General features: G+C 71.9%; 20 protein-coding genes. 11 read left to right on the top strand and 9 right to left on the bottom strand.

Going from position 1 to position 16062, the window contains the following annotated elements; all coding sequences use genetic code 11:
• Positions 1–9 precede the first annotated feature (9 nt).
• From KSK32_RS30695 to KSK32_RS30685, 3 genes are all read left to right on the top strand, one after another.
• A complete protein-coding gene (locus tag KSK32_RS30695; RefSeq protein WP_289256434.1) occupies positions 10–741 on the top strand; it encodes a trans-aconitate 2-methyltransferase in 732 nt (243 codons plus the stop codon).
• Positions 728–2224 (top strand): MFS transporter, encoded by a 1497-nt coding sequence (locus KSK32_RS30690; RefSeq protein WP_216935137.1) that lies wholly within the window; start codon positions 728–730, stop codon positions 2222–2224. Before KSK32_RS30695 ends, KSK32_RS30690 begins: the two co-directional genes overlap by 14 nt.
• A 100-nt stretch (positions 2225–2324) precedes the next feature.
• Positions 2325–2849: a flavin reductase family protein gene (locus tag KSK32_RS30685; protein ID WP_216935135.1), complete on the top strand. Its 525-nt coding sequence runs from the start codon at positions 2325–2327 to the stop codon at positions 2847–2849.
• Between the two features lie 8 nt (positions 2850–2857).
• On the opposite strand, the gene aztD is transcribed toward KSK32_RS30685, so the two are convergent.
• The 4 genes from aztD to aztB all read right to left on the bottom strand — a co-directional run bounded on the left by aztD (position 2858) and on the right by aztB (position 7097).
• Complete coding sequence (gene aztD, locus KSK32_RS30680; protein WP_289256433.1) at positions 2858–4039, bottom strand: zinc metallochaperone AztD; 1182 nt, start codon at positions 4037–4039, stop codon at positions 2858–2860.
• A gap of 81 nt (positions 4040–4120) precedes the next feature.
• Positions 4121–5032, bottom strand: coding sequence for a zinc ABC transporter substrate-binding protein AztC (gene aztC, locus KSK32_RS30675; RefSeq protein WP_216935131.1), 912 nt, complete (start codon positions 5030–5032; stop codon positions 4121–4123).
• Positions 5029–6222 carry a hypothetical protein gene (locus KSK32_RS30670; RefSeq protein WP_216935129.1) on the bottom strand — a complete coding sequence of 398 codons (1194 nt, stop codon included), beginning with the start codon at positions 6220–6222 and terminating at the stop codon, positions 5029–5031. The genes aztC and KSK32_RS30670 overlap by 4 nt, the downstream gene beginning before the upstream one ends.
• Positions 6219–7097 (bottom strand): zinc ABC transporter permease AztB, encoded by an 879-nt coding sequence (aztB, locus tag KSK32_RS30665; protein ID WP_216936444.1) that lies wholly within the window; start codon positions 7095–7097, stop codon positions 6219–6221. The genes KSK32_RS30670 and aztB overlap by 4 nt, the downstream gene beginning before the upstream one ends.
• A gap of 51 nt (positions 7098–7148) precedes the next feature.
• On the opposite strand from aztB, the gene aztA reads away from it, so the two are divergent.
• Positions 7149–7796, top strand: coding sequence for a zinc ABC transporter ATP-binding protein AztA (gene aztA / locus KSK32_RS30660; RefSeq protein ID WP_289256432.1), 648 nt, complete (start codon positions 7149–7151; stop codon positions 7794–7796).
• Between the two features lie 139 nt (positions 7797–7935).
• Here aztA and KSK32_RS30655 read toward each other — a convergent pair whose 3' ends face one another.
• On the bottom strand, positions 7936–8388 hold the full coding sequence (locus KSK32_RS30655; protein WP_216935124.1) for a hypothetical protein: 453 nt from the start codon (positions 8386–8388) through the stop codon (positions 7936–7938).
• A gap of 133 nt (positions 8389–8521) precedes the next feature.
• Here KSK32_RS30655 and KSK32_RS30650 point away from each other — a divergent pair, with 133 nt between their 5' ends.
• The 6 genes from KSK32_RS30650 to KSK32_RS30625 all read left to right on the top strand — a co-directional run bounded on the left by KSK32_RS30650 (position 8522) and on the right by KSK32_RS30625 (position 12596).
• Positions 8522–9517, top strand: a complete 996-nt coding sequence (locus KSK32_RS30650) for a class I SAM-dependent methyltransferase (protein ID WP_216935122.1) — start codon at positions 8522–8524, stop codon at positions 9515–9517.
• Between the two features lie 98 nt (positions 9518–9615).
• Positions 9616–9795, top strand: coding sequence for a 50S ribosomal protein L32 (gene rpmF / locus KSK32_RS30645; protein ID WP_216935120.1), 180 nt, complete (start codon positions 9616–9618; stop codon positions 9793–9795).
• Positions 9792–11024, top strand: a complete 1233-nt coding sequence (locus KSK32_RS30640; protein WP_216935118.1) for a GTP-binding protein — start codon at positions 9792–9794, stop codon at positions 11022–11024. Before rpmF ends, KSK32_RS30640 begins: the two co-directional genes overlap by 4 nt.
• Before the next feature lie 11 nt (positions 11025–11035).
• Positions 11036–11761 carry a trans-aconitate 2-methyltransferase gene (locus KSK32_RS30635; RefSeq protein WP_216935116.1) on the top strand — a complete coding sequence of 242 codons (726 nt, stop codon included), beginning with the start codon at positions 11036–11038 and terminating at the stop codon, positions 11759–11761.
• Entirely contained in the window at positions 11758–12081 is a 324-nt protein-coding gene (locus tag KSK32_RS30630) for a hypothetical protein (RefSeq protein WP_216935114.1), read from the top strand. Before KSK32_RS30635 ends, KSK32_RS30630 begins: the two co-directional genes overlap by 4 nt.
• A gap of 107 nt (positions 12082–12188) precedes the next feature.
• Positions 12189–12596 carry a Fur family transcriptional regulator gene (locus KSK32_RS30625; protein ID WP_216935113.1) on the top strand — a complete coding sequence of 136 codons (408 nt, stop codon included), beginning with the start codon at positions 12189–12191 and terminating at the stop codon, positions 12594–12596.
• Positions 12597–12607: 11 nt separating this feature from the next.
• Here the strand turns inward: KSK32_RS30625 and KSK32_RS30620 are convergent, their stop codons facing one another.
• The 4 genes from KSK32_RS30620 to KSK32_RS30605 are packed head-to-tail and all read right to left on the bottom strand — an operon-like array spanning position 12608 to position 15491.
• Positions 12608–13045, bottom strand: a complete 438-nt coding sequence (locus tag KSK32_RS30620) for a Fur family transcriptional regulator (protein ID WP_216935110.1) — start codon at positions 13043–13045, stop codon at positions 12608–12610.
• A 6-nt stretch (positions 13046–13051) separates the two neighbouring features.
• Positions 13052–13918 (bottom strand): trans-aconitate 2-methyltransferase, encoded by an 867-nt coding sequence (locus KSK32_RS30615; protein WP_216935108.1) that lies wholly within the window; start codon positions 13916–13918, stop codon positions 13052–13054.
• Positions 13915–14175 (bottom strand): type B 50S ribosomal protein L31, encoded by a 261-nt coding sequence (locus KSK32_RS30610; RefSeq protein ID WP_216935106.1) that lies wholly within the window; start codon positions 14173–14175, stop codon positions 13915–13917. Before KSK32_RS30610 ends, KSK32_RS30615 begins: the two co-directional genes overlap by 4 nt.
• The gene (locus KSK32_RS30605) at positions 14172–15491 is read right to left on the bottom strand and encodes a GTP-binding protein (protein ID WP_216935104.1); all 1320 of its coding nucleotides are present in this window, start codon (positions 15489–15491) and stop codon (positions 14172–14174) included. The genes KSK32_RS30610 and KSK32_RS30605 overlap by 4 nt, the downstream gene beginning before the upstream one ends.
• Before the next feature lie 49 nt (positions 15492–15540).
• Here KSK32_RS30605 and KSK32_RS30600 point away from each other — a divergent pair, with 49 nt between their 5' ends.
• Complete coding sequence (locus tag KSK32_RS30600) at positions 15541–16026, top strand: winged helix-turn-helix domain-containing protein (protein WP_216936443.1); 486 nt, start codon at positions 15541–15543, stop codon at positions 16024–16026.
• Positions 16027–16062: the final 36 nt, after the last annotated feature.

Raw genomic sequence — 16062 nt, 5'->3', positions numbered from 1 at the left:
GAGCTGCGGGTGCGTGACTTCTACTCCCCGATGGCGGAGTTCTACGAGATCGTCGCCGAGCGGCAGGCGGCCAGCAGCGGGCCGGCGCTGGCTGCCGCGCTCGCCGGCGTCGACGCGGCGGCTGGGCCGGTGGTCGAGATCGGCGCCGGCACCGGCCGGGTCACCGAGATCATCGCCGCGGCGGCGCCCGGGGCGGCGATCGTGGCCGCCGAGCCGTCCGCCGTAATGCGGGCCGTGCTGACCAGCCGGGTGGCCGCCGACGACGACCTGCGCCGCCGGGTCACGGTGGTCGATGGTGCGGCACCGGACCTGGACCTGCCGGAGGTGATCTCGGCGGCCGTGCTTTTCGGCGTCGCCGGGCACCTCGACGAGCCGGCCCGCCGGCGGCTGTGGTCCCGGTTGCGGGACCGCCTCGCGCCGGGCGGGGTGATCGTCGTCGAGCTGATGGGTGTGCGGCAGTCGCGGGAGATCCCACCCGCGCTGTCGGTGCGCGACTCCATCGGGCGCCACGACTACGAGTGGTGGGTGTCGGGCACCCCGGGTAACGGCACGTCGATGCGGTTCACGACCACGTGGCGGGTGTACCGGGCCGGTCGTCTGCTGCGGGAGGTGAGCGACACCTACGACTGGCACACGGTCGACGTCGCCCAGCTGTCCCGCGAGTCCGGCCTGAGCTGCCGGTCCGCGGCGGCGCCCACCGGCGCCGGAGCGCCGGAGGTGGTCGTCCTTGCCGTCGCCTGAGTCCGCCGACGCCCGCCGTACCCTGCTCGTGGTGAGCGTCGCCGCCGCGATGACCACCATGGACATCACCATCGTCAACGTGGCGCTGGGCGCGATCGGAGTGGACCTCGACGCCTCGTTCGGGCAGCTCCAGTGGGTCGTCAACGCCTACCCGCTGCTGTTCGCGGCCCTGTTGCTGGCCGGGGGGTCGTTGGCCGACCGGATCGGGCACCGCCGGGTGTTCGTCACCGGTGTCCTGCTGTTCACCTGTGGTTCGCTGCTGTGCGGCGCGGCGCCCGAGGCGGTGAGCCTGATCGCCGGCCGGTGTGTGCAGGGTGTCGGCGGTGCCCTGATCATGGCCGCCGCCGTGCCGCTGCTCGTTCTCGCCCATCCGGGCGAGCGGCGCACCGCGGCGATCGGCGTGTTGAGCGCCACCGCCGGTGTCTCCGCCGCCGTCGCGCCGGTCATCGGCGGTGCGCTGGTGTCCGGCCTGGGGTGGCGCTGGGTCTTCCTGGTGAACCTCGTCCCCGGTGTCCTGGTCGTGCTCGGCGCACGGCGGTGGCTGGCGGCCGACGATCCGGCCGGCCGGCGGCGTCTGGACCTGCCGGGCACCGCTCTGGGCGTGCTCACACTCGGCGCGACGAACCTGGTGGTGGTCTCCGGCACCGAGAACGGCTGGGCGAGTGCGCGGACGGTGGGCGTGGGCCTGGTGGCGCTCGCCGGCTTGGCCGCGTTCCTGGTCGTGGAGGTCCGCACCGCCGATCCGATGCTGGACCTCGCCCTGTTCCGGGTGCCGGCCTTCGCCGGTGCGGGTGCGCTCAGCTTCCTGACCCGAGCGGTCGGCTTCGGTGTGATGCCCTACCTGGTGCTGTGGTTGCAGGGTGTGCGTGGGCAGTCGGCGTTGGACGCGGGGCTCCAGGTGGTCGCGCTGCCCGCGGCCATCGTGGTGGGCAGCCTGACCGTGGCCCGGGTGCAGCGGCGGCTCGGGGCACGCGGCACGGTCGTCGCCGGCTTCGCGGCCATGGCCGTCGGATACCTCCCGTTGACCCGGATCGACGAGAGCGCCACCTGGCTGACCGCGCTGCCCGGCCTGGTGCTCATCGGTGCCGGCATGGGTCTGCTGTTCGCGCCGCTGATGAACCTGTCCGTGACCGTGGTGCCGCCGCGGCACGCCGGGATGGCCAGCGGCACCGCCAACTCCTTCTTCCCGCTGGGAACCGCGGTCGGGGTCGCGGTGTTCGGCGCGGTCCTGGCGGCCCGGATCGCGGACCTCTTTCCGGGTTCCGGACCGGCCCGGGACCTGGTCGAGGCGGGGCGGCCCGGCGAGGTGCCCGCCCCGGACGACGTCCTGGGCAGGATCGCGTTCACCGGCGCGTTGTCCACGGTGGCCTGGGTCGCCGCGGCTGCCGCGGTGGTCGGTGTCGTTGTCGCGTTGACAACCGTCCCGTCCCGTCGTGCCGCTGCCGTCGCCCCGCCGGCACGGGTGGACGCCGACCGTGCGTGACCAGCGTCGGGGTTCCGACGTTCGGGAAAGCGCGCCGGACCGGGGGATCTCGGACCGCCCGCCATCCGGGCGGGCCGCGTGTTCCCCGGATCCGGGCACCGTGACCGGTGACGATCTGCGGGCGTCGATGCGGTTGTTCCCCACGGGTGTCGTCGCAGTCACCGCTCTCGCCGGACCGCGGCCGGTGGGTCTGGTGGTCGGCTCGTTCTTCTCCGCGTCGCTGCACCCCGCCCAGGTCGGCTTCTGCGTCGGGAACGGCTCCACCAGTTGGCCGCTCGTCCGTGCCGCGCCGTGTTTCGCGGTCAACGTGCTGGCCGCCGGGCAGCAGGACGTGGCGGCGGCGCTGTCCCGTCCCGGCGCCGCCAAGTTCGCCGGAGTCGACTGGCAGGCGAGCGACGGGGTACCGGTCATCGACGACGCGCTCGCGTGCCTGGTGTGCACTCTGGTCGCCGAGCATCAGGCCGGCGACCACCGGATCGTGGTGGCCGGCGTGCGCCGGGCGCGGGTGCTGCGCCCGGCCGAGCCGCTCGTCTTCCATCAGCGCCGGTTCGCCACAGTGGCCGGTGGCGGTTACGGCGCCACAAACGCCACCGGCGGTGGAGACGAGCGCCTCCACCGCCGGTGACCTGAATGTCAGTGTCCCGACGACGTGCCGCTGATCTCGTTCGGAATCGCGTCGAGCGTCACCGAGCCGACGATCTTGCCGGTGGTGAGGTCGAGCCGGTGCACCTTCTTGGTGGCGGGCTCGGTGACGTACGCGTCGTCGCCGCGGACGAACAGGGCCGGGCGCGGCTCCTGCCACTCCATCGGCTCCTTCCACGCGCCGACCACCGGCCACGAGCTGGTCAGCTTGCCGGTGGCGGGGTCGATGACGTGCAGCTTGCCGTCGGTGCCGAGGATCAGGCCCTCGCCCTTCGGGCCGCGACCCAGCGAGCGGAAGCTGTAGCTGACGCCCTCGGGCATCGGTACGACCTGGAGCTTCTGGGCCGCCGTGTCGATGAGCGCGAACTGCTCGGGGAACTCGCGCTCCGCGTCCGGCTCGACCTTGTAGTCGCCGAGCAGGACCGGGGACTTCTCGCTGCCGGCCTGGGTGCCGACGGCACCGTACGCCCCCGCGCTCTTGACCTTCACGAAGGCGCCGTTCTTGAACAGCAGCACGCCGTCCTTGCAGCCGAGCCCCACGATCTCACCCTGCGCGACTGCCTCGCCGTGGACGCCGGGGCACTCCTCGCTGCGGGCGACCTCCTTGCCGTCCTTGTCCAGCGCGATGGCGCCGGAGCGGGACTCCTCGGTGCCGAGGGTCACCAGCAGGGTGCCGTCGGGGAGTTCCACGGCCACGCCGTGGTGCGGCTGCGCGGTCTTGTAGGTGCGTCCCTCGGGCTTGCCGTCGGCGAGCTTCTTCGGGTCGAAGCTGTGCACCTCGCCGGTGCCGTCGGTGAAGAGGATGGTGCGGTCGCCGTGCCGCACCACGTGGCCGGGCTTGGCGCCCGGGTAGCTGATGTCGGTCATCTTGCCGGCGGCCGCGTCGAGGACCTGGAACCCGGACTCGGTGGAGACGAACACGCCGGTGTCGTTGCCGGCCGAGTTCACCCGGTTGAAGCCGGGCAGGGTGACGTTGTGCGCCACCTTCAGCGCCTCACCGTCGAGGACGAAGATGCCGCCGTCGTAGGTGATCGCCACCGGCTCCTTCACCGAGGCCGCTGCGGATGATCCGGCCGCCGGTGCGGTGCCCTCGTCCGAACCGGACGCGCACGCGGTGAGCGCCAGCGTGGCCGCCACCAGGGCGGCTGCGCCGCTGATTCCACGATGCCTCACGAACTTCTCCCTCAAACTGAAACTGGCAATCATTTTCATTCACTCTACAGGGGGTGTCGCCCGACCTGACGCCGGGGTGTCTCAACCGGATAGGCCGCCGATGATCGCCTCGGTGTTGAAGCGCATCATGCCCAGGTAGCTGGGGGCGCCACCGTCGGCTTCACTGAGCGACTCCGAGTACAGGGCGATCACCTCGACGTTGATGCCTGCCTCCGAGACGAGCACCTCGGCCAGCTTGGCCGGCTGTGAGGTGTCGACGAAGATCGCCGGCACCCGGTGGGTCCGGATGGCGGTGACCAGCGAGGCGAGATCCGACGAACTCGGCGACGCGAGCGTCGTGCCGCTCGGGATGATCGCGCCGATGACCCGGAAGCCGTAGCGGTCGGCGAGATAGCCGAACACGTGGTGGTTGGTGACCAGGACCCGGCGCTCGGACGGGATGGCGGCGAACCGCCGCGCGAGCTCCGCGTCCAGCTCACCGACCTTCCTCGCGTACGCGTCCGCGCGCTCCCGCACCGCGCGGGCGTCCACCCCGTCGACGTGCTCGACGATCGCGTCGGCGAGCAGCCGTACCGCGGTGACCATTCGGGCCGGATCCGTCCAGAAGTGCGGATCCGGAAGCCCCGCGGCGTCGCCGTCCTCGTACTCCATCGGGCCGATCCTGGTCCCCACCTCGACGGTCGGGACCTTCTCGGCCTTCGCCGCCTCGACGTGGCGCAGTACGCCCTCTTCGAGCCCCAGCCCGTTGTAGACGACCAGGTCGGCCGTCTGCATGGTGTGCGCCTCCCGGGCCGAGATGGCGAACGAGTGCGGGTCGGCGTTCGGCTTCATCAGCACGCTGACCTCGGCCTCCTCGCCGGCGATCTCGGTGACGACGTCGCCAAGGATGTTCGTGGTGACCACGATGCGCGACTCGTCGGCTGAGGTGCAGGCCGCGCCGCCGGTCAGCAGGGCGCCGACGGCGAGCGTCGCGAGGAGCCTCCGTGCCCTCATCGGCCGACCTCCACGACGAGATCCGGTCGCTCGGCGACCTTCAGCGTGCGGGCGGTGCGCAGCCCGTCGCGGTAGTCGATCTCGTGGATGACCTGGCCCTCCGGATCGGCCAGGTAGGCGCGGTCGGCGTCCAGCGTCAGGCCGGTGGCACGCAGCGGCTTCCGGGCGAGGACCTTGCCGGTCCCGAGGTCGTAGCTGATCAGCGTGTCGGAGGCGTCGAGGGCGAGCACCGTGCTGCCGTCCGCCGGTGACGCGGCGGCCACCAGGTCGCGGCCGGTGGCCGGCACGTACCGCAGGGTGGCCTTGGCGGCGTTCACCGACCAGATGCCGGTGCGGTCCGCCACCGCGGCCTCATTGCTGCGCGGCCGGTAGCCGAACCCGCCCGGCGGGACCGGTGTGCGCGGGGAGGGCAGCACCTTGGCGGTCAGCTTGTCGCCCTCCTGCTTGATCCGGACGAGGCTGTCCTCGCACGCGATCACCGCGCCACCGCGCAGGACGGCCCAGCCGCGGGGCGCCGCGCAGGGCGTCTCGAAGGCGCCGGTCGGCTGGCCCTTCGCGTCCATGGCGACGATCCGGTCGGCCGGCCGTTGCGGATCGTCGCCCATGGCGACGAGGAGTTGCTCCGCGTACGGCACGGCCAGCGGCGTGGAGCTCTTCGAGTCGATCGCGGCCAGCTCGGCGACCCGGCCGGCCTCGAGTTCGCGTCGGTCGAGGACCGTCACCTTGCCGTCGGCGGTGCCGACCGTGGTGTGGGCCTCGAAGCCGGCGACCGTCCGGACCGGTGCGTCGAGCGGCAGGGTGCCGATCGACCGGGACGGTGCCCGGTAGTAGTGGACGTGGTCGGTGTGGTCGACGGTCCACACGCCGGCGTCGACGATCTCCAGAGTGCGGTCACCGTCGTCGACGTAGACGAAGCGGCCGTCCTCGGTGAGCCGCTCGGCGCCGACCGACAGGCCGACGTCCTTCTCGGATCCGGTGCTCAGGTCGAGCAGGCGCAACCGCTGCGCGCCGCGGGCCGCGTACGCGATGGCCGACTGCGGCTCGGCCAGTTCCTCCGCGCCCTCGACGTAGCCGTGCGGCGTCTCCTCGACGCCCTGTGGTTGTTGTCTGGGCGCGCCGCAGGCGGAGATCGCGAGCGTGAGGCCCAGGGCGGCCACGCCGAGGAATCGTCTGGTGGTGCCGATGATCACGAATGTCCTTCCGGTACCGGGTTGGAGGTGGGCGTGGGGGCCGGTGACCGACGGCGCCGCACCGCGGTCGTGAGCCGGCGCACGCCGAGAATCACGAAGAACAGCAGGACGGCGACGGCGGCGATGGTGGCGCCGGCGGCGGTCGCCGCGTACCACGAGATCCACAGGCCGACCACGGTCGCGGCCGAGCCGATGCCGAAGCTGGTGAGCATCACCGCCGGGAGCCGCCGCGCGACGAGCATCGCCGCCGCCGAGGGCGCGATCAGCATGCCGAAGGCGAGCAGGGTGCCGACGACGCTGAAGGCGACCGCCATCGTGATGGTGAGCAGGGCCAGCATGACGGCGTTGGCGATCTCGGGGCGCAGGCCGAGGGTCCGGGCCTTACGCGGGTCGAACGTGAGCGCCAGGAACGGCCGGTAGCAGACGGCGGAGGCCACCGCGACCACGGCGACCGCGCCGGCGAGCAGCAGCAGGTCGGGCCACCGGATCGCCAGCACGTCGCCGAACAGGAAAGCGGTGAGGTCCGTGGCGAAGGACCGCGAGTGCGAGACGACGATCACCCCGACCGAGAGCATCCCCACGAACAGCAGCCCGATGCTGGTGTCGCGCCCGAACTCGCGGCTGTGCCGCAGCGCGTTGACGCCGACCGCCATGGCGAACGCGCTCGCGGCGGCCCCGACGACGAGGTTGCCGCCGAAGATCGACGCGATGGCGACACCGGGCAGCATGCCGTGGCTCATCGCCTCGCCGAGGAAGGTCATGCCGCGGGCGATAACCCACACGCCGACCAGGGCGCACACCGCGGCCAGCAGGACGCCGCCGATCAGCGAGCGGACGACGAAGGACACGGTGAACGGTTCGAGGAGTGACGCCATCACCGGGTCGACTATAGTGGAACTGACAATCGATATCATTTAGGGGGAGTGGTGAGCACCGAGGTCCTGACCGCCGAGCACGTGGCGTTTCGATACGCCGGTGTCCCTGTTCTGCGGAACGTGAGCCTGCGCGTGGAGGCCGCCTCCACGGTCGCCGTGACCGGTGCGAACGGCTCCGGCAAGAGCACGTTGCTGCACCTGCTGGCCGGTGTCGAGCAGCCGGCCGAGGGCAGCGTCCGGCTGCGGGCCGGCTGCCGGCTGGCCCTGCTTCCGCAGCGAACCAGCGGCATCGACGCGCTCCCGCTGACCGTGACGGAGTGCGTCCAGATCGGCCGGTTCCGGCCGCGCCGGCGCCTGAGCCGCGACGACCGTGCCGCGGTGAGCGCGATCATGGAACGGCTCGACCTCGCCCGCCTGGCCCGGCGGAGGCTGCGTGAACTGTCCGGCGGGCAGCGTCAGCGCACCCTCATCGCCCAGGCTCTCGTCCAGGTCGCCGACATCTACGTGCTGGACGAGCCCACTGTCGCACTCGACGTGGCGAGCCGGCAGCACGTGCACGACCTGCTCGCCGAACGGGTCCGTGCCGGCGCGGCGGTGGTCTACGCCAGCCACGACGCCGCCGACGCCACCCTCGCCGATCGCACGGTGCGCCTCGCCGGGGCCGAGGGCTGCACCGTCACCGATGCCGCTGGGCACTGATCATGAGCACGGGGCCGGCCACCCGGGTGGCCGGCCCCCGCGCTCATGATCAGCGTGGCAGCAACGGAGCGACCGTCGTCCGGACGGTCACGTGGGCGCCACGGCCGCGGACCGGCGGGTGAGGCCGACCGGAACGGGGTCAGTGCTCGTCGTAGTGTCCGCCGTGTGCGGCGTGCCGGTGGCCGTCGTGCACGTAGTCCAGGTGGTCGCCGTGCAGCACGGGGGAGTGGCCGCACCCGTCCCCGTGGACGTGGTCGTGCTCCTCGGCGATCACGTGCTCGCTCGACGCGCACTCGTCGTAGTGGTCGTCGTGGGCGTGGTGAAGGTGCCCGTCGTGCAGGTAGTCGGTGTGGCCGTCGTGCGGGACCGACACGTGCCCGCAGCCGTCGGCGTGCCGATGTGCGTGCGTCTCGGCGGGATTGTGCCCTTCGGTGCTGCACTCGTCGTAGTGCCCGTCGTGCGCGTGGTGCAGGTGCCCGTCGTGCAGGAAGTCGACGTGCCCGAGATGCCGCACGCCCACGTGCCCGCACTCGGGCCCGTGCGTGTGCTGGTGTCCGGCGGGATGGGTCGGGTGGATGGTGCCCGTGCTCATGTCGTCCTCCTCGGTGTGACTCGTTCTCGAGTCCAAGATACATGCGCAGTCGCGCATTTGTTTGTGTGTTCCAACGAACAGTTCGACGTGCCGGCCGCGCCGACACCAGGCCAACGATCGGAGGCACCAGCCAATGGAGTTCCCCGCCCGGACCGATCCATCCGACGTCGTCCCGTCGGATGCCGACCCTGACCTGTCCTTCCTCGCCCCGCCGGGCGACCTCGCCGACTGGCGGCTCGTGCTGGCCTACGAGGCGGCCGCCGAGGCCGGGGTCTTCGACGCGCTGCCCGGTCCTGCCGACGCGATCGCCGAGCGCTGCCAACTCGACGTCGCCGCGCTGCGGGCAGTTCTAGGTCAGTTGACCGCCTGGCGAGTCCTCGCCGAGGACACCAACGGGTGCTATCACCTGGGCGAGCGTGCCCCCGTGCCGCCGGGCGGCGCCGTGCTGCTGCGGCACGCGGCCACCATTCGTCGCTGGGTGCTGTTGCTCGGCCCGCGGCTGCGCGACCGGACCGCCCTGCTCGACGGGATGCCCGCGCGGCCCGCGCCCCCGTCGCGTACCGAGCCGAACCTGCTGGCCATCAACGCTCGCCGGTTGACCGGGCCGATGGTCGACGTCTGCCTGCGGCACTTCCCAGCGGCCCGCCGGGTACTCGACCTCGGCGGCGGGCACGGTGAGCACGCACTGGAGTTCGCGCGCCGTGGCCTGCGCGTGACCATGCAGGACCTGCCCGACATGATCCGCATCGCGAAGGAGCGCGGCCGCCTGGCCTCTGCTGGTGTGGAACTCTTCGCCGGCGACCTGCGGACCGCCCTGCCGGCGGGCCCGTTCGACCTGGTGCTGTGCGCAGCCGTCACCAACATGTTCGGCGCGTCGGTGAACCGTGACCTGTATCGCCGGCTGCGTCCGGTTCTCGCCCCCGGCGGCGGCCTGGTGGTCGTCAGCTACATGTGCGGCCGGGACGAGGTGACCGCGAGTTTCGGCCTCCAGATGCTGGTCTGGACCGATGGCGGTGATGCGCACCCGGTGAGCGACTACCGCCGCTGGCTGACTGAGGCCGGTTTCGAGTCCATCGAAGTCCATGAGCTGGAGCGGCCTCCGCAGACCATGGTCATCTCCCGCCGTTGACCGCCGGGCCGCGCGTGTGTCGGAGGCCGATCGCGACGATTATGAAAACGAAAACCGATGCCGGTAGTCTGGTGTGACACCGAGCAGAAGGAGTTTCCATGGCTGTTCCGAAGCGGAAGATGTCGCGATCGAACACCCGGCACCGGCGGGCGCAGTGGAAGGCGGCCGTGCCGCAGCTGACCCCCTGCCCCTGTCCCCGCAAGGAGATGGTGGTGCCGCACCGGGCCTGCACGCACTGCGGCCTGTACAAGGGACGTCAGGTGGTGGACCAGCCGTGACCGGCCGGCTGCCGGTGACGGTCCTGTCGGGTTTTCTCGGTGCCGGCAAGACGACCCTGCTCAACCACGTCCTGGCCAACCGGGACGGGCTGCGGGTGGCGGTGATCGTCAACGACATGAGCGAGATCAACATCGACGCCGCGCTGGTCCGCGACGGCGGGGCGCTGTCGCGGACCGAGGAGCGGCTGGTCGAGCTGACCAACGGCTGTATCTGCTGCACGCTGCGCGACGACCTGCTCGACGAGGTGGCCCGCCTCGCTCGGTTGGGTCGGTTCGACTATCTGCTCATCGAATCCAGCGGGATCTCCGAGCCGATGCCGGTGGCCGCCACGTTCGCCTTCGGGGTGGAGGGCGGGCAGATCCTGGACGACCTGGCCCGGCTGGACACCACTGTCACCGTGGTCGACGCGGCGGGATTGCTGGCCCGGATCGAGGCGGGCGAGACGCTCGAGGCGCGGGGCCTCGCGGCGTACGAGGGGGACGACCGGAGCATCGCCGACCTGCTGGTCGACCAGATCGAGTTCGCCGACGTGCTGGTGGTCAACAAGACCGATCTGGTGTCCCTGGAAAACCTGGCGGTGGTGGAGGCGCTGCTGACCCGGCTCAACCCGGCCGCCCGGCAGGTCCGCGCGGTCCACGGTCGGGTCGACGCGGCGGAGATCCTGCATACCGGCCGGTTCGACCTGGATCGGGCGGAGACCGCGCCCGGTTGGGTCGCCGAACTCAACGGTGAACACGTGCCGGAGACCGAGGAGTACGGCATCTCCAGCATCGTGTTCCGTGACCACCGGCCGTTTCATCCGCAGCGCCTGTGGGAGCTGCTCGCCGGCGGCCTGGACGCCTTCGGTGTGGTGCGGTCGAAGGGGTTCCTGTGGCTGGCGAGCCGCCCGGACGTGGTGGCGCTCTGGTCCCAGGCCGGGCCGTCCGGTCGGTGCGATCCGGCCGGGGTGCCGATCGCGGTGTCGGGGGAGTGGCCGGAGGATTCCGTCGAGCGCACGGAGCTGGAGTCCCGCTGGCATCCGGTGTTCGGTGACCGCCAACAGGAACTGGTCCTCATCGGCGTCGGCCTCGATGGCGACGGGCTCCGGGCGGCCCTGACCGCCTGTCTGCTCACCGACGTTGAGGTCGCCGCCGGGGAACTCGGATGGCGGGCCCTTCCCGACCCGTTCCCCGAGTGGGACCTGGGCGACCTGGACGACCACGACCACGCCGAGCCGGTCCGGGTCTGATCATGTCGACGATGCTCGCTCCCGCTGACGTCGCCTGGTGGCGGCGGGACTGGGAGACGGTGATGCGGTACTACCAACCGGGCCGGGACGAATTTCTCGCCGCCGGCCTCGCCGCGGTCCAGGAGATGCACGGGCGGTCAGCGGAGCGGGTGCTCGACGTTGGCGGCGGGCCGGGCACCACCGCCGAGGCGGTGCTGCGATGGTGGCCCGATGCCCACGTCACCGTGCTGGACGTCGACCCGGTCCTGCTGGCGTTGACCGGCACCGCGCTGCCGCACGTGCGCACCGTCCGGGCCGACATCGCCACCGAGCAGTGGGTGGCGTCTGCCGGTGGCCCCTACGACGTGCTGCTGGCCCTGATGACTGTGCACTACCTGACCGCAGACCGGGTGCGCGACTGGTACGCCGAGGCCCGGCAGCTGCTGCGGCCGGGCGGGCTGCTGCTCGTCGGCGACGTGATGCGGGACGCTTCGACCGTGCTGACGGCACAGCCGGCAGACGGAGGCGCCGATCCCTGGACGGCCTGGTGGTCCAGGCTGGGCGGGAAACCGGCGATGGCGCCGCTGCTGCGTGAGCGGGCAGCCGCCCTGACCGGCCTCTCCTGCGCGGAGTTCACCGCGCCGGTCGACTGGCACCGGGATGCCGCCCGGCGAGCCGGCTTCCCCGACGTGACGGTGCTCCATCGGCGAGCAGATCACGCCCTGATGGCTTTCCGCCGTCCGGGGGACGGCCGATGAGCACCGGCGCGGCCGCCGGGGCCACCGTCATCTACTGCGACGGCCATCGCTGCCACGCGCTCCGCCAGCGCAGCCGACCGGGCGGTCCGGAGGACCCGGCGGACTACGTCGGTGCCCTCCGCGAAGCGGTGCGGTCCAGTCGGAACGGGGTCCTGATCCGGGCGGGCTGCCTCGGCGCCTGCCATCGGGCGCCCGCGCTGCTCCTGCTCACCGGCCCGGCGGTGGGCGGGCGACCGGCGTTGATCGGGCCGATCGAGGCACCGCACGACCTGCAGGCTGTCGTCGACCTCATCCGAGGGTCCGACCTGCGGCCACGCTGACCTGCGTCGGCGCGATGCCCGACCGGCACGGTGAGCTTGTCGGTTAGCATCACCATCGCGGTGCTCGGAGTGCAGGCCCGGGCGGAACAAGGAGGAGGTGACAGCCGATGACGACGAATCCGATCCCCGGTGCCGTCCGCAACACCCGACAGCGGGCGGAGGTGATCGAGCTGCTCGGCCGCTCGGACGAGTTCCGCAGCGCGCAACGCCTGCACGCGGAACTGCGCGAGCGGGGAGCAGCGGTGGGTCTCACCACCGTGTACCGCACCCTGCAGGCTCTGGCGGACGCGGGCGAGGTGGACATCCTGCGCCTGCCCACCGGAGAGCAACTGTTCCGGCGGTGCAGCCGCACCCATCACCACCACCTGATGTGCCGGCACTGCGGGCGCACCGTCGAGGTCACCGGACCGGCGGTGGAGGACTGGGCCCGCCGCACGGCCGGCCAGCACGGGTTCACCGACGTCAACCACACTCTGGAGATCATGGGCACCTGTGCGGCCTGCGCCGCCCGGTGATCCGGGCGGGCCTACGGCGACTCCGGTGACGTGGGGCAGGCCGCGCAGTGCCCGTGCAGATCGATCCGGTCAGCGTGCGGGGTGAAGCCGGTGGCCTCCCGTAGCTCACGGAGCCACGCCTCCACCAGGTGCGGCGGGCATTCGGTGACCAGGCCGCAGTCGTCGCAGAGCAGGTGTTGGTGCGGCGTGTCCGGGCAGCGCCGGTAGGCGCGTTCCCCGCCCACCTCGAAGGAGTGCAGCAGGCCGACCTCGGTGAGCCGGTGCAGCGCGCGGTACACGGTACTCAGGCCGATCCGGTGACCGGCGCCGGCCAGCGCGGTGTGCACGGCTTGGGCGGTCATCGGGTGGGTCCGACCGGTCAGCGCGGCGAGGATGGCCTGTCGTTGCCGGGTCGTGCGGACGCCGATTGCCCGCAGAGGCGCGTCGGCGGAAGGCACGGTCTCGGTCATGGCCGGTCAACCGCGCCGGCCGACGTGGACACTGCGCGCCTCGAGGAGGAACACGTCGCGGCGGTTGCCGAGCCAGACGGGATCGCCCGGATCGAGGAGCCGGTCCCAGGTGCACAGGTCCGCGGTGGTGAGCAGGCCGGTGCCGCGGAGCCGGCCGACGCGATCGGCGAGGCGGTCCACGACGGCGCGCCGCTCGGGCGGGGCAAGCGGCGGGGCCAACTCGGACAGGGCGGTGGCGGTCGTGGCCGGATCCAGGCCGGCACGGCGCAATGCCTCGTCCCAGCCGTAGGGCATGGGTCGGCCGCCGGGGAGCGCGGCTCGCATGCCGGCGAACCATCGGTCCTCGGCGGTGTGCAGGCGCAGCTCCAGCCCGGGGTCACCGACTCCGAGGTCCCAGGGCAGGTGGCGGGCGGGAAGACCACCCTCGGCGAGTGCCAGCCGCCCGCCCTGAGCCAGCAGAGCCGCCAGGGCATTGATGCCGCGTTGCTGGTCACCGAGGTGGTGCACCACGGCCGACGCCCACACGAGATCAGCGTGTCCACCGACCGTCTCCGCGAGGCTGTCGACGTCATCGATGTCGACGAGTGCGACGTCGACGCGGACGCGCGGGTCCGCCCACTCGTCGTAGATCCGCGCGCGGGCAACGTCCACGATCGCCGGTTCGGCGTCGACGGCGAGGACCCGGCCACAGGTCATGTGTCGGGCCAGGGCGAGGGCCATGCCGGCGCCACCGCAGCCGACGTCGACCGCGAGCCGGTCGCCGGGGGCGACCAGCTCGCGGGCGACAGCCTGGTACCAGGCCCGATCGGCGGTGGCGGCGTCGACGAGGCGCGTCTTGTGCGCCGCCCAGTCGATACGCGCCTCGGTCGTCACGACTGCTGGGATCCCCGGCGAGCGTACTTCTGGCGGAACTTCTCGACGCGGCCGGCGGTGTCGAGCAGGCGCTGCTTCCCAGTCCAGAAGGGGTGGCTGGCGGAGGAGATCTGAACGTCGATCACCGGATAGGTGTTGCCGTCGGTCCACTCGATCGTCTGGTCGCTGGTGGCGGTGGAGCGGGTGAGGAAGGCAAAGTCGGCGCCCTTGTCGCGGAAGACGACGGGGCGGTACTCGGGGTGGATGCCGGGCTTCATGCGGGCTGCGCTCCTTCGGTGTCGGTGTCGGTGTCGGTGTCGGTGTCGGTGTCGGTCAGCTCCTCCGCCCCGAGGGGGAAGCAGCCGGCGAACGGGTCGGGATACGTGCGCCAGGTCTGTTCTCCGTCGGCGAGTTCGGCGTCGGTGAGCAGACATCCGGCGAGAGTTCGGTGCAGGTCGACGGGGTCGATGTCGAGGCCGATGAAGACCAGGTGCTGGTGCCGGTCGCCGTAGTAGGGATCCCAGTCGAGGGCGGCGGCGAGGCGACGCTGGTCCTCGACGTGCTCCCAGTGCTGCTCGGGCAGGCTCACCAGCCAGTACCCGAGGGAACCCATGGCCAGGCCACCGCCGGCGAACTCCCAGGCCACCACCGTGTCAGGTTGGCTGGCCAGCCAGAAGTAGCCGCGTGAGCGGATCATCTCGGCGTTGACCTCTTCGAGGACGTCGTGCAGGCGCTGCGGGTGGAACGGTCGGCGGGCACGGAAGACGGCGGAGACGACTCCGCAGTCGGACTCCGGCTCGTGCGCGCCGAGGGTGTAGCCCTGAAGGCCTCGGTTCAGGATCCCCGGGGTCTCCGGCCGGTGCCGGTGGGTGTGGCGAAGATTCCGGGTCAACGTGCCGGCATCGACGAGGTCACCGTCGACGCGGACCTGCGCCGCCCACGGCGCCATGCGTTGCAGCAGCACCGACAGGCGACTGGTGTCGTAGGCGCCCTCGCGGGACTCGCCCCACAGGACGAGCGTGTCGGCGAACTCGATCTGCCGGACCACGACGTCGGCCAGCGCCCGGTCGTCGTTGTCGGCGGCCGCGATGCCGAGGGTGGTCAGGTCGTCCGTGCTGGCCAGGCCGTCGAGCAGGTGCTCGGCGTCGACCACTGTGACGTAGGAGTCGACCCGGATCAGGTCGGTGATCGGGGCGCCGTCGACGAGGCAGTGCGCGCAGACGGCGGCGACCGCCTCCGGCTCGACCACCTCGGGCAGCATCAGCAGCAGGTCGCGGTGCGGCTGGGCGCGGGCCAGCCGGGCGAGGGTGGGCAGCACGTCCTCCCGCAGCGTGCAGGAGACACATCCGTGCGCCAGGGTGATCCGCTCGTCCTCGATCACGCCGGCAGCGTCGCGCACGATGCGGTGCACGGTGCCGGCGGCCAGGTCGGCGAGATCGTGCCGGACCAGCACCAGCGCCGGGTCCGCCGCCAGCAGCGTGCGGGCGACGGCGTACGTCGCGGACGGCCAGAAGCCGCTGAGCACGGTCAACGACGGCCCAGTGCCGGCCGTCGTAGCGCCGGGGTCGGCGGGTGCGAGCGGTGACGTCGACATCACAATCCTCTCGACACGAGTTGAAAACGGTTGTCATTATAGGCACGTGATGGACGACCGATGGGTGGGGGTGTCGATGGAGGACGACGGTGGCGTGGTGGTCACCATCCGGCTGAAGGGCCCGGCGGGACCTGACGATGCCGACGCGACCCGCCTGCTGCGGCTGGCGGGTCGCATCGCCGCCCGTCATGCCGAGGGTGGGGTGGAGTCTTCTGCCGCGCGGGACGGGCACCTCCTTCGAGTCGTCCCGCACGCGCGGACGGTCTACTGCGACGGCCGCGAGATCCTTCTCACCCGACGCGAGTTCGATTTGCTCCGGCACCTTGCCGACCATCCCCGACGGGTGTTCACCCGGGACCAGTTGCTCGATCGGGTGTGGGGACACCCTTTCACCGGCACCCGGAGCGTCGACGTCCACGTGCGGCGCCTGCGGGTCAAGCTCGGCGCCGACCTGCCGGTGATCGCCACCGTCCGCGGCGTCGGCTACCGGCTCGGATCCGCCATGTCGGTCGAGGTGGTGGACGACCCCGGCTGAACGTTGTCCGATCGGCTGATGTAGAAACGAAAACCG

Origin of the sequence: Micromonospora sp. WMMB482 (assembly GCF_019038635.1) — a bacterium.
GTDB classification, from domain to species: Bacteria; Actinomycetota; Actinomycetes; order Mycobacteriales; family Micromonosporaceae; genus Micromonospora; species Micromonospora marina.
This window is presented reverse-complemented; position numbering and strand designations above follow the sequence as displayed.